Consider the following 12133-nt stretch of genomic DNA (forward strand, 5'->3'; position numbering starts at 1 on the left):
GTTGGGGGGGGGGTGTGCGGCGCGCCCAGCGCGCCCATCCACGCCCCCCCCCCCGGCCCCCGCCAGCAACTCGGCCACATCGGAATGCAATGTCATCGCTTCATCCCTTCTCGCAGGGCCGGACTCCACATCGCGGGCAGCTTCCTCTGGTCCGCACGCTGATCCAAACGAAACGGCCCAGCTTCGTGGTTGGCCCGATCGGCGATCTTCAGTCGCGATGCACCCGATGGACACTCACGGCATAGCCGCCGCCCTCGTAAGGGTGGGCGTCCCACGTCGCGAAGCGGTCGACGAAGGTGAGGCCGGCAGAGGCGCAGTAGGCGTCGTACTCCGGCAGGGTGATGCCCGGTGGTACCGGCAAGTGGGCTTCGTCCAGGCCGAATCCGGCGACCATGAGGCCACCCGGGCGCAGGCTCGCGGCCAGGTGGCTGACCACCGCGGCCTCAGTACCCGCGGCAAGGAGCGGGAAGATGTTGCCGGCGGCGACCACGAGGTCGAAGTCCGCGGCAACATGATGCTCAGCCGGGTCGAACGTGGCCAGGTCGGCCTGGATCCAGGGCAGTTCCGGCGCCTGCCTGCGCGCCACGGCCAGCATGGAAGCATCGAGGTCGACCCCGACACAGTCGTACCCGAGCTCCGCCAACCGGATCATGACCCGGCCGGTACCGCACCCGGCATCCAGCACCCGCGCCCCGGCAGGCACCAGCGCGGCGCACAACCGTGCCTCACCATGCATGTCCCTGCCGCTGCCGGCCAGGGCCGCGAACCGAGCGGCGTAGTCCTCTCCGGACTTCCCACCCGTCAACTCTTCCCAACGGCTCATGACCAACAGGTTAAGCGAGCAGCACTAGTACCCGCTGGGGCCGGAGCCGGCGTGCCTGGCCCTGAGTGACGCCGCGGGAGTGCTGCCCTCCGTGTCGAGCAGCACTGTCGGCCGTCAGCAGCGAGGGCAATTCGCTCTATCGAGGCCGCGGTGGCCGCGGTGGCCGCACCGACGGTGTAGCAGTCCCTGATCTTCACTCCGTCACCGCCCGCCCCTCGGGAAAGGCCCTCTGCCAGCCATCCACCATGCAACTCATCAGTACCCATGAGTGTCCCGTCAGGCATGGCTCTGTACGCGTCGAGGAGCAGCGTTTCCACAGCAGTACGAGAGTCGCCTTGGCGGCTGGCGTACGGTGCGGACGCCTCGGGGCCAGCATCCGTCCCGGTCGGCCGGTGAGCGGCTCGGGGCAGGCGGGCCGCGGTGAAGGCGGTCGCAGGCTGGTCCAGGAGCGGTGCTGCGCAGGGGTGGAGGTCGCGGCGTGAGGCGATCGCGTAGCTGCCACGGGTCGGGGTATCGACGAGGGCCACGGCGCTGACGTCGGCCCGTAGCGCGCAGGTCAGCGCCCCGGGGATGAGCGCGATGGCGTGGCCGGATGCGACCAGGGCCAGCTTGCCGAGAAGATCGGCCGCAGCGAGGTCGATACGGGCGCTGACTCCCACGCGGGCGGCGCCGTCTTGGGAAACCAGGTCGTTAAGGGCACGGGTGCGATCGGCCAGCCGCAGACGATAGCCGGCGCAGTCCAGGTGGAGGTCGATGAGGTAGGTGACGGCCTGGGGCGCTCGCAGCCCGGCCTCACCCTGACCGCCTGCAGCACCGCGCCCCACACCCCGGCCCACGATGCCAGCCGCTCGCCGCCCGGGCAGCCACCGAGGACACGTCCGCAGCCGCCGACCCCACCCAAAACCACTGAACGCCGCCCGAGCACACCGGCGTGCACGACGAGACACATGCAGATCTCGTCGACAAGTGAGAAGACCGGCCTCACCCCGAAACCGCGCCGCATAACCGCATTCACACGCCGACGCCCGGAAAGCCAAGCGGCCACGCCGGGAACAGCCCGTCCGGCCCCCACGGTTGCATCGACCAAGGGACCGCCGCCACACGGACGGGGAACACGGAAACCACACAGTCACCCGCCCCACCAAGAGCCGGGCCCCAAGGACGCGGCACACCCGCTGCGCACTCAGACCACGACGCATTTGGGTGTGGCTCCTTTGAAGGGACAGACAGACCTACCTGCGACTTTGCTGCGTTCGCCGGGTACGTCACAGAGCCGGCGAGATGGTTTAGGAAGGAATTAGAAGGCAGTTCGGGCGAGGCCGCCGGTCCAGGGGCCCTCGAACTCGGCTGCGGTGAGGGTGACGCCGGTCAGGACGCGTACGGCGAGGATGAGGCAGCCTTCGGGCTCCTCGGTGTCGGCTTCGCCGGTGGGTTCACAGTCATCGGAGGCGTCGAAGCCGGCCGCGGTGAGGGAGCCGACGACGGGGTGGGTGGTGTCTACGCTGCCGGAGGGGCCGTCGAAGTAGCCGCCGGACAGTTCGAGGCGGCCGAGGACGGCGCCGTCGTGGGCGATGGTGGCCGTCTTCGTGTCGGGGTCACGTTAGGCGCTGATGACGGTGTGGCCGTCGGCAGCCAGGGTGCCCAGGACATCGTCATCGAAGCCGATCCAGCTTTCGAATTCGATGGTGAGGGTCCAGCCGCCAGGCATTTCGTGACCGAGGACGAAGGCGCCTTCGCCCTGGTGCTCTTGGAGGAAGTGTGCGGCTTGGTTCAGGTCCTCGGGGCAGGGGACGGGGTTGGCGACGCCCATGAGGTGGAGGGTTTCGGTGAGTGAGTGGGGGGCGAGGGTTACGCACCAGCCTTCGCCGAACATCTCGTCCAAGTCCACTGTGTGGGGGCCTTCTTGTCGGGTCCGCGGCCATTGTGTCTGGATGGCTGAGCCCAAAGGGTAGGTGGCACACATGACATGAGGTGAGGAAGTCCAAAGATCAGTTGTGCCGCAACCGTTCCCACTCGGCATCTGTCAGATCGCCCTGCCTCATGCCCACGACAACGCCCCAGGCACGGGGGCAGTCACACGATCGCCCGGACAGCTCCTGGTGACACCGGGTCCTGTGCCAACGAACGCGCCGGTGCGCACGGCTGGCCAGGGCCCGCGCGTGACTGGAGCCAGCCGCTGGCCCGACAACTCCGTCGCGATCGAGGCGGGCCTGAAGCGTCCGCCGATCGGCTCGGGGCACTCACCCCTCACCCCCAGGTTTCACCGGTGACCAGTGCGGGTCCGAAGTGCCTGGCAGCGACAGCTTTGATGGCGGGGCAGGGAGTGCCCTCGCCGGCCTTGAACGTATTGACCACGCATGTCTGCACGGGATGCGTCGGCCCGCCCGACCGGCCGCCAGTGTTCGCCTCCAGCGGCCGGTGCTGCGGCTTGGCCAGGGCAAAGCACGCGAGCACGGTGCGCTCGTCCTCGTACCAGTAGTGGTCCAGGACCGCGGGGTTGCTGAAGTCGAGGCAGTCGAAAGCAACGGCAATGTCCTGCTGCCCGTACGGCGCTGTGCGCAGTGCGGGAACGACTTCGGCGAGGGTTTGGCCGCGGGCCAGGAGCACAGCCCGCTCGACCGAGACGCCCCACGGTGGCGGCTCGCCACCCGGGCCGTCATCGGGAACGCCGTCCTCGGACACGAGTTCCGTTCCGATGGCGGGCGGCTCGAACCGGGCCCGTCCCAGGACACTGCCCCAGCCCAGACCGGCGTTGACACACAGCTTGCCGGCGAACACCGCCCACGGCATGCGCACCAGTCGCTCCCTGCCGAGATCCACCACGAGGCGCTCGAACTCCTCCGCGGGGAGCAAGGCCGGAGTGGCGGGCGCAATGAAGGTGTCGGTCCAGATACCCATGCCATCGTTCTAACAACACCCCGAAGCCACGTCATCCAGATATCAGCGCATCCGTACGCAGGGCTCAACCGCAGGCGAGTCGCCGTGCAGTGCTCGCCCCCCCCGGGGTCAGCAGCGGTGTCGGGGCACGGGCTTCGAAGGCGCCTGCCATCCCCTGAGATGACGGTACGTCAGTAGATGCGGATGGAGTGGAGGCTTGGGCATGAACTCGACGACGTCGCCACCGCGCCCTCCGGCGAGATCTACGCCCTCTACAACATCTGCGCTGCTGCCACTGGTCGTGGCGTTCCTGCTGCCAGGGACACGGGGCGAGGAGGTCCGAAACATCCAAGCTGCCGGTTGGCTCATTCATCGCTACGGCAGACCCCTCCACCACGGCGCTACACGGCGCTACACGGCCAGATGGCACCCGATCAGAGGGTGAACCCCATTCACCTTGCAAATCATGGCCCTGCGGCGGAGTCCGTCTCTTCCACGGACAGACTCACTCTGTCGGAAGCAGCCGGGCTGCCGCTACTGCAACTGACTCTCGCTCAGCTCACGTGAGGCAGGCTTCGAGGGCCGCCCGTTGGTGCGGAGGAAGGTGATCGCCCAGAGGGACTTTGCGGGGGCTGTGATCGCCTTCACAGATCCAGCTCCGCTCCTCCTCGTCGAACCACCAGCCCTCGGCGCCCCACATGGGGTGTCCCTGGAGCAGGTGCCTGGCCAACGACTCGCTCGGCTCAAGAGCACCCTGAGCGACGAGCGCCTGGACCACCGCGGTCACGGCCTCCTCCGGAACCGCGCCGTCGCCGAGAACCGGCAGAAGAAGGAGGAGACGGGCGTGCGGGTCGGTGACGCCCGCGGCGCCCGGTGGTGCCTCCAGCAGGGCGGCGAGCTCGGGCCAGCACAGCCCGGGGCCAATGCGGTCCTGATCGTCACTGGCCAGGACGAGATCCTGGCTCCAGTCGGGATGCGTGAGGAAGTAGTCCGTGGTCGTGAACTCCTCGCCGTTGTTGTAATGCAGGACGATCGCGAAGCCGCCGGTCAGAGGCACCGTGAACGTCGGCCACGCCGACGGATCGTGGAGTTGGTCCAGCATGGCGGCGGCATCGCCCGCATCGGAGCCGAAGGCTTCCGGCGGGTGCCCCTCGGACAAGTCCGCCAAGTGCGCGGGCCAGAAGCCCGGCTCGTCCAGGAGCGGATGCCCGTCCACGACGGGCGACGAGGAGTACCAGAGCCGTGCCATCACCATGCCGGGATTCTCTCAACCCCGGTCAGGTCTGTTCGAAGACCCCGGCCCTCACGGTTGACTGGCTTGACGGCATGGCAACGTGAGGGCTGTCGGACCGTCCCTTCGCCTGCCATTAGGTGTCCAGTCGTGCCAACTGACAACGAGGACTTCCGTTCCCGCCGTCACTACAGCGGCCCTGTTGTGCAACGCAGCTCCCGCGGGTGGGCAACTGGCCGTAGGCTCGCGTCAGTTGATCGGAGGGAGCATCGGTGATCCATGATCTGACGGAGCTCGGCCGCGTCGGTCGTGCGCTGAGCGAGGTGCTGGACCTGCTGAAGAGCGAGCAACAGCGCCTGGAGCAGCAGCATGGGCAGGACCGGTACCGGGACGGCACCGCGGGCAGTCCGATGCAGACGCTGCACGGGATCGGCCAACTGTGCAGCGGCGTGGGCGACGTGCTCAAGCACGTGGCCCTGGCCGCCGGATACATCTCGCTCGGCCTGGACGAGCGCGCCGACAAAGAGGTGAAGCTGGCGCGCATGAAGCCGGTGGGAGTTCCCTCCGGTGTGGACCGCATGGTGCGCCCGCTCGGCGAGTCCACGGTTCGGGCGCTGGAAATGATCCGCGATCTCAACGGCTTCTTCGACACGGACCTCGGGCTCGCGATCGACGTAACCCTGGCCGCGCCACAGGCAACGTATCCACCGGACGACTGGGCGGCCTACCAGCGCCAGCGCCGCGACCGACCGGAGTAGTTCAGCAGCCCTCGCAGGAGCCTCAGGGAGCCGGGGAGAGCGTGCCTTCGCTGGATCGACAACTACAGCGCGATGGACGCTGGCCTGAGCGTCCGCCGATTCCGGTTCGGGGCACTCCTTCCCTGGTAGCTGGGCGGGCCTGAAGTGTCGGGCAGCGAACACGTGTTGGGGCTCTGTGAGTCTTGCCTGAACCGTGAATCTCGCCGCTCCTGCTCCGGGTACTCCGCAGAGCTGCTCACTTTGTCTCCCCACCGGCAGTCGGTGGTGCGGCGGACGGGCGGCGCTACTCGGTGGAGGCCGCCCGATAGCGAGCCGCAGTCAGCTTGGTCTCTTTGGTCTTTGTCTTCCGAGGCGGCCAGGTGTTGAGGCTGTCGGGCACTTGGCGGTCTTGCCCACGTCATGGAGGGGCTCTAGGTGGGGATCGAACGCACTACCGCCTGTGGAAGAAGCTCGTCACGTGACGCTTTTGCACAGGAAGGTCTCAAGCCGTTCGGTGAAGCCCGGTGCTGCGGCAACGAAGTGACCGGCACCCGGATGCACGCTGCGCTCGCCGCCGAGCGTATCCGCGAGGGCGTCGCAGATCCGCTCGAGCGCGGCCACGTGGTCTCCGGACGCGACGAGCACGGGGATGCCGGCATCACGGATCGCGTCGAGCTGTGGGCGCGCCTCGCTGGTCGGTCGGCCACCGTGCGCCCGTCGAACGCCGGCGACCACGTCCTCGGGGAGCGGGCCGTCGCCGATGGGCGCACCCGCGAGTCGGAGGAACTCGCGCAGTTGGGTCGGGGGCGTATCCATACCGTGGGCGAGGACCGTATCGCCGAGGCGCTCGAGCCGTGCCACCTCGGGATCGTCAGGGACAAGGTAGTTGAGCGGCGGCTCGATCAGGGTGAGTGAGCGTACGCTGCCCGGCGCGGCAGCGGCTGCGATCAACGTCCCGAGGACGCCGTAGGAGTGGGCGACAACGTGCGGGCGGCCGATGAGCAGCGGCGCCAGGTCCAGGGCGTCCACCACGAAGTCCTGACGCTCCTGCGGTGGTGGGCTCGGCGGATAGCCACGCCGATGGACGTATGCCAGCGTCCACCGGTCGGCCAGCGGAGCGACGGGGCCCCACGTCGTCCGCGGGCCTGCACCGCCATGCACAAGCAGGACCTCCGGCCCAGAGCCTTCACGTACCACCACGATCTCGCTCACGAGGCGAGCGTAGCGGCGCACGCTGAGCCACGGTCCCACACTTGAGGAAGAGACGGGCCAGCAGGCCGCGCTTGGCGGTGACGGGGGTGGCGATGCCGCCGGCGAGGTCGTCGAGCTGGTGGGCGACGGCCTCGTGTCCCTTGATACCTCGGGGCACCGAACTTGCCGAAGTCGATGTTGCGCTCGGGCACTTCGCTCTCCTTCCCCGTCTCAGTCCTGACTGGCCGGTGCGTCCGCCGGGGCGGGGGTGCCGACGGTGTAGTGGTCCTTGACCTTCACTTCAGTAACCGCACGTCCCTCGGGGAAGACACTCTGCCAGTCGCCGGCCACGTGCAGTTCGTCGGTGCCCATCGCCCGCACCACCGTCAAGCCCTCCTCGTGCGCCTTGAAGGCCTTCATCCACAGGTTCGAGAACGCCTGGGAGCGGATGAGGTGCATCCAGTCCGTGCGGTAGATCTCGCGGTTGTAGTTCGATTCGCCGAGGGTCGAGACGAATTTGGAGTACATCGCCTTCACGTACTCCAAGGTCACCTCATCGCCGACGGCGATCGCGGTGTCGCGGGCGTTCTTGAGAGCGATGCGGAACTTCTCCAACAAGCCTTCGGTGGCGCCCGAAGTGTAGGACTCATGGATCTCAGGCGGGTCGCACAGACCGTGCTTCGGCGACGACAGACGCAGCAGGAGGCGCAGGGTCGGCTCAGTCACCCACAGTGGGCCGGGTTCGTCGCGGTTGCCGATGGGGTTGGGCAGTACGTCGTTGTGCGCCCAGTGAGGCGGGGTGATCAGGTGGATGCCCGCACGGCGGCGGTCATGGGCGAAGCCCGAGCTGTGCTCCAGCTGGCCGAGCGGCAGGTGCGTCTTCAGCGCGGAGAGGTAGGCCCCGTTGATGTCCAGCGCGGTCACCGTGTGGGTGCCGGGCGGCAGTTCGGGGCGGGTCCATTTCGGGCGGGCCTCCCAGACCTGGTCCGCTCCGCGGGCCGACTGCTTGCGCAGCACGTCGGGCATCCATGGGTGGGCGACGATGTCGTAGCGGCCGCCCTTGCGGGTCTCGTCCAGCAGCGTCATCGCGTCCGGGATCGCCCGCTTGACCAGCGCCGCGGTCGCTGCCTCCACATCGCCCGCGTGCTCGGCGAGCGCCGCTGCGACAGCCTCACCGATCAGGTCCGGCATCTCGGCTGCAGCCTGCACGCGACGGCCCACAGGCACGACCTTCACACTGGGTGCGGGGGTGCGTGGCGTGCTCGACGTCGGCTCGGGGGCCTGCCGCACCGGCCGCTCGTCGGCGGCGGGCTCGGCCGCGGGGACCGCCGCTGTGGCCGGTCGGCAGTCAGCGGGATCCAGGTGCTGGACGAAACCCGCCACCCGGTGCCGGGCCGGAGCCCCGCACAGCACACACGGCTCCCCCACCGCGAGGACCTCCACCTCATCGCCGTGCCGGTCACACTCTGGCGAAGGGACATCAGCTGCCGGGGCCGGAGGCTGCTGCTCGGTAGCGGACTGCCCGCTCCCCGGCCCGACCTCGGTGGCGAGTTTGGCGTTCAGTCCGTCCAGCAGATACGCGTACTTCGTACGGATCTCACCGACCGGATCCCGGCCGGACTCCCACCCGGCAACCGTCGACGGGCTCACCCCCAGCGCACGCGCCACCTGCGCCTTCGACAGCCGCGCCAGCTCCCGCAGCTCCTGCCGCCTCGCCGGAGCCGGGAGCCCGGCTTCCGGACCGACCGCCGCGAGCAGCGAGTCGATCGCATCGAAATCACCGACGCCACTCACCGCGCCGCCCCCTTCCCCGTGGCGGCACGGGGATCTTGGCGGGCCGCCAGTGCCTCACACGCCCTGGTCGGACCCCCCAACAGATCCAGCACGTCGATGCCGTAGAACCCGGCCAGGACATCGACATCACGCAAAGTCCACGAGCTGGCACCCGACTGACGACGCGAAACCTGCGCCTGCGTCAGCCCCAACACCCCCGCAACCACCCGCTGCGACTGCCCCGTCGCCTGCATCAACGCCGCCACCGAAAGCCGCAACGACTCCTCCAGACCCACAACCATGGCGGCCACCCTACCCCACCATCATGCATAAAACGCATCAAAGACCCGCCCTCGCATCACACATGCAAACAGCACCTCGCCCTCATTCCCGACGCCTCCGCACCCCCGGCTTCCGACCTCCGGGGATCGGCACAACTCGCCTGCCTGAGTCATCAACGCGGTCAACGCACGTGCCGGTAGCTCTCCGTCCCGGGCGCCGTGTCGTCGGTATGGAGGCCAGCGGCTTGCCTGGCGGACTGTTCGGGTGGGGATTCTCCCGCGGCCAGGTGCTCCAGTACCTCGGCGAGTTCCTTACAGGCGCTCTCTACCGATCGGCGGGTGGCGCGCTGTTCGGCTGCCATGGCGGACAGCAGGAGTGCCGTCAGCGCGGTGGCACCGTTGAATGCCTGAAGTTTGGTCATGACCTCGATGGCCGACAGGTGGAGGAAGGCGCCTTGCTGCGTATTCGCCTCAAAGGTGGTGAGCACGGACGCGAACAGCGCGCACACCATGCTCCCGGCCAGCTGGAAGCGCAACGCCGCCCAGATGAGCAGCGGAAAGACGAGGAAAAGCAGGCTCAGATTGCCGAGCACGGCCAGAGGTATGACGATCACGGCGGTGACGGCGAGGCACAGCATCTCCTTCCAGCGCCTCAGTTGCAGTGGTCCAGTGGCTCCCGCAAGCACGAGCAGGAGCGGAGTGACGAGCAGGACGCCCATCGCGTCGCCCACCCACCACGCCAGCCACACGGACCAGAACTGCCCCGTCGCGAGTCCACCGGTCACCACCTGCAGCCCGACCCCCGCCGTGGCACTGATGAGCATGGCGACGAGCCCGCCGAGGAAGACCAGGGCGAGACCGTCCCGCAGACGTGAGATTCCGACCCGGAAACCGACCCCGCGCAGCATCAGATAGGCGCAGAGCGGGGCGAGGGTGTTACCCGCCACGGTGACGAGGGTGGTGGGCTGAGGGGTGGTGAGGGACGCGATGACGAGGAAGGACCCGATGGCGATCCCGGGCCAGACCGACATGCCGTAGACAAGCAGGGCGGCGACGGCTACGCCGGTGGGCGGCCAAATGGGGGTGACGATCACTCCTTCGACAGTGAGTCGACCGAGCAGGCCCAGCCGCCCGGATACGTAGTAGCAGGCGGCAACGGCCACTGTCTTGAGGACTACCTCCAAGGACAGCCGGAACCGTCGGGTCAGCAACACAGCAGCCATCAGACACCGAGCGGACCGTTTCGGCCATGCGAGCGCCCGTGCCCGGTGTCCGGGCGCGTCCGCAGTCTTCAGGGGTCGCTCATCCCCCCCGCCTGTCTCCTCTGGTGCGCGGTGGGCAGGTCTACAGGTCGCTGTCGTCGTGGCCGATGATGAGGACGGCGGCATCGTCCTCATGGCCCACCGTGTCCGCCAGCCGCATCACACCGCCTGCGAGAGCGTTGATGCCCAGTCCGGCAGCGGCAGTGATCTCGGCGAGCCGCATCACCCGGTGGAGGCCCTCGTCGAGGCTCAGTGTCGGCCCCTCGACCACTCCGTCGGTCAGCAGCACGACGACGCCACCCGTCGTGAGCCGGTGGCACACCACGGGATACTCGGCGCCTTCGAGTACGCCGAGCGGGGGACCGCATTCTCCTTCGTCGACACCGGACCGGCCGTCGGCCGTGGCCCAGATGTGGGGAATGTGGCCGGCCCGAGCGCACTCCAGGACGCCGGTGGCCGGATCGAGCCGGAGAAACGTACACGTGGCGAAGAGGTCCTCGCCCAGGGAAACCAGGAGATCGTTGGTACGCGCGAGCAGTTCCCCAGGGTCTCCCGTGACCGAGGCCAACGCACGCAGGCCCACTCGGACCTGCCCCATGAACGCGGCGGCCTTGATGTTGTGCCCCTGCACGTCTCCGATGGACAGGCCGATACGGCCGTCGGGCATGGTGAAGGCGTCATACCAGTCTCCCCCGACGTTGAGGCCGTGATTGGCGGGCATGTAGCCCACGGCCAGCCGGACGCCGGGAGGGTGCGGAAGGTCGTGCGGCAGCATGCCGCGCTGCAGGGCCACTGCCAGCTCGACGCGGGAGCGCTGCATCTGCGCGAGTTCCCGGGCCCGGGAGGTCAACGCCGCGAGCCTGGCGAGCAGCTCGTCACCGTCTTCGGCCGCCTGCGTACGGAACATCGTTCGCCCCGGTTCCGCGAGAGCACCTCGCGTCAGTCCAGCTGTCTTTCACCACGTGCGTCATTGGCACAACCTCGCGGTCAACTCTGCCCGGAGATGACGGCGGTCGCACCCTGTCGCCGTCGGGCAGCAGGAGACCAGCCTCCGAGGATCACGATGGTTGTGGGGGTCAGCCGCCCTGGCCGGCGCTTCCGATCGGGCCGACCTTCACCGGGGAGCCGGCGCCGTCGGTGACGGGCAACGTCTTTGCGCCCGGCCACTCCAGGGAGACCGACTTCGTCTCGCCCGGCGGGGTCACCACGAGACCCGTGACGCTGACACCGGAACCGCCCGAGTCGTTCATCGGGTAGTTGATCCCGAAGGACACCGATTCCCCGTCCTTGAGGGTCATCCGCTCGGCCGGCTGACCACTGCGCTGCGCGGACAGCGCCCCCTCACTGGTCTTCAGGTCGACACCCGCGAACCCGGACAGCGCGCAGTCCCGGCCGCCGCCGTTCTCCAGAGTCACTGCGACGGTGCCCTCGGCGTCGCCGCCGATGGTGCTGTCCATCGCCGTGATGTCCAGCTCGTCGGTGCGGCACTTGCCGATCCTGCCGTTCTCGTTGGAGCCGGTCCCGGCGGCCGTGCCCTGCCCGCCGGAACTCCCGGCGGAGTCCTTCCCGCCGCCCTGATCCGTACCACCCTGATCCGAACCGCCCGAGCCCGAACCGCCCTGATCCGAGCCGCCAGTACCCGAACCGCCGCTTGAGGAAGACGCACTGGACGCCGACGACGGGTCGCCCTGCCCCGTGACGTCATCGCCGTTGCAGGCCGTGAGGGAGAGACCCGCGGCCATGCCCAGGGCCGCGGCGGCAACGCGCAGAGTGCGGCGACGAGCAGGACGGACAGTGGTGTTGGAACGCATGGCAGATCCCCCGTAGGTAGTGGGTGTTGTTCGCTCCTTGGTAAAAAAACCACACAGATAGGGGGCCCAAACACCCAGCGGCCCCCCCCCCAAAACAGTGGCTTTTAAAAAAAAAACAGACCCCCATAGAACAGAAGGTATGGGGTG

The 12133-nt window shown here is 68.4% G+C and carries 11 protein-coding genes and 2 pseudogenes; 1 reads left to right on the forward strand and 12 read right to left on the reverse strand.

The window, feature by feature from the left end; translation table 11 throughout:
• Positions 1-208: 208 nt before the first annotated feature.
• From ACFWY6_RS14620 to ACFWY6_RS14640, 5 genes and pseudogenes are all read right to left on the reverse strand, one after another.
• The gene (locus ACFWY6_RS14620; RefSeq protein WP_384689351.1) at positions 209-823 is read right to left on the reverse strand and encodes a class I SAM-dependent methyltransferase; all 615 of its coding nucleotides are present in this window, start codon (positions 821-823) and stop codon (positions 209-211) included.
• Between the two features lie 410 nt (positions 824-1233).
• A pseudogene (locus ACFWY6_RS14625) lies at positions 1234-1491 on the reverse strand (LysR family transcriptional regulator); the annotation flags it as partial.
• Positions 1492-2423: 932 nt separating this feature from the next.
• A complete protein-coding gene (locus tag ACFWY6_RS14630) occupies positions 2424-2705 on the reverse strand; it encodes a hypothetical protein (protein WP_384689354.1) in 282 nt (93 codons plus the stop codon).
• A 365-nt stretch (positions 2706-3070) separates the two neighbouring features.
• Positions 3071-3721 (reverse strand): hypothetical protein, encoded by a 651-nt coding sequence (locus ACFWY6_RS14635; RefSeq protein WP_384689357.1) that lies wholly within the window; start codon positions 3719-3721, stop codon positions 3071-3073.
• A gap of 538 nt (positions 3722-4259) precedes the next feature.
• A complete protein-coding gene (locus tag ACFWY6_RS14640; RefSeq protein ID WP_384689359.1) occupies positions 4260-4955 on the reverse strand; it encodes a hypothetical protein in 696 nt (231 codons plus the stop codon).
• 248 nt (positions 4956-5203) lie between these two features.
• On the opposite strand from ACFWY6_RS14640, the gene ACFWY6_RS14645 reads away from it, so the two are divergent.
• Entirely contained in the window at positions 5204-5689 is a 486-nt protein-coding gene (locus tag ACFWY6_RS14645) for a hypothetical protein (RefSeq protein ID WP_384689362.1), read from the forward strand.
• A 453-nt stretch (positions 5690-6142) separates the two neighbouring features.
• Here ACFWY6_RS14645 and ACFWY6_RS14650 read toward each other — a convergent pair whose 3' ends face one another.
• From ACFWY6_RS14650 to ACFWY6_RS14680, 7 genes and pseudogenes are all read right to left on the reverse strand, one after another.
• Positions 6143-6880 carry an alpha/beta fold hydrolase gene (locus ACFWY6_RS14650; RefSeq protein WP_384689365.1) on the reverse strand — a complete coding sequence of 246 codons (738 nt, stop codon included), beginning with the start codon at positions 6878-6880 and terminating at the stop codon, positions 6143-6145.
• A 49-nt stretch (positions 6881-6929) separates the two neighbouring features.
• Positions 6930-7071: pseudogene (locus ACFWY6_RS14655) on the reverse strand (transcriptional regulator); the annotation flags it as partial.
• A 19-nt stretch (positions 7072-7090) separates the two neighbouring features.
• Positions 7091-8653, reverse strand: a complete 1563-nt coding sequence (locus tag ACFWY6_RS14660; protein ID WP_384689368.1) for a helix-turn-helix domain-containing protein — start codon at positions 8651-8653, stop codon at positions 7091-7093.
• Entirely contained in the window at positions 8650-8934 is a 285-nt protein-coding gene (locus ACFWY6_RS14665; protein WP_384689371.1) for a helix-turn-helix domain-containing protein, read from the reverse strand. The genes ACFWY6_RS14660 and ACFWY6_RS14665 overlap by 4 nt, the downstream gene beginning before the upstream one ends.
• A 161-nt stretch (positions 8935-9095) precedes the next feature.
• Positions 9096-10136 carry an MASE1 domain-containing protein gene (locus ACFWY6_RS14670; protein WP_384689374.1) on the reverse strand — a complete coding sequence of 347 codons (1041 nt, stop codon included), beginning with the start codon at positions 10134-10136 and terminating at the stop codon, positions 9096-9098.
• A gap of 121 nt (positions 10137-10257) precedes the next feature.
• Positions 10258-11082, reverse strand: coding sequence for a PP2C family protein-serine/threonine phosphatase (locus tag ACFWY6_RS14675; protein ID WP_384689377.1), 825 nt, complete (start codon positions 11080-11082; stop codon positions 10258-10260).
• Positions 11083-11251: 169 nt separating this feature from the next.
• Positions 11252-11986, reverse strand: a complete 735-nt coding sequence (locus tag ACFWY6_RS14680; RefSeq protein WP_384689380.1) for a DUF4232 domain-containing protein — start codon at positions 11984-11986, stop codon at positions 11252-11254.
• Positions 11987-12133: the final 147 nt, after the last annotated feature.

Origin of the sequence: Streptomyces sp. NPDC059037, assembly GCF_042740015.1 — a bacterium.
GTDB lineage: Bacteria > Actinomycetota > Actinomycetes > Streptomycetales > Streptomycetaceae > Streptomyces.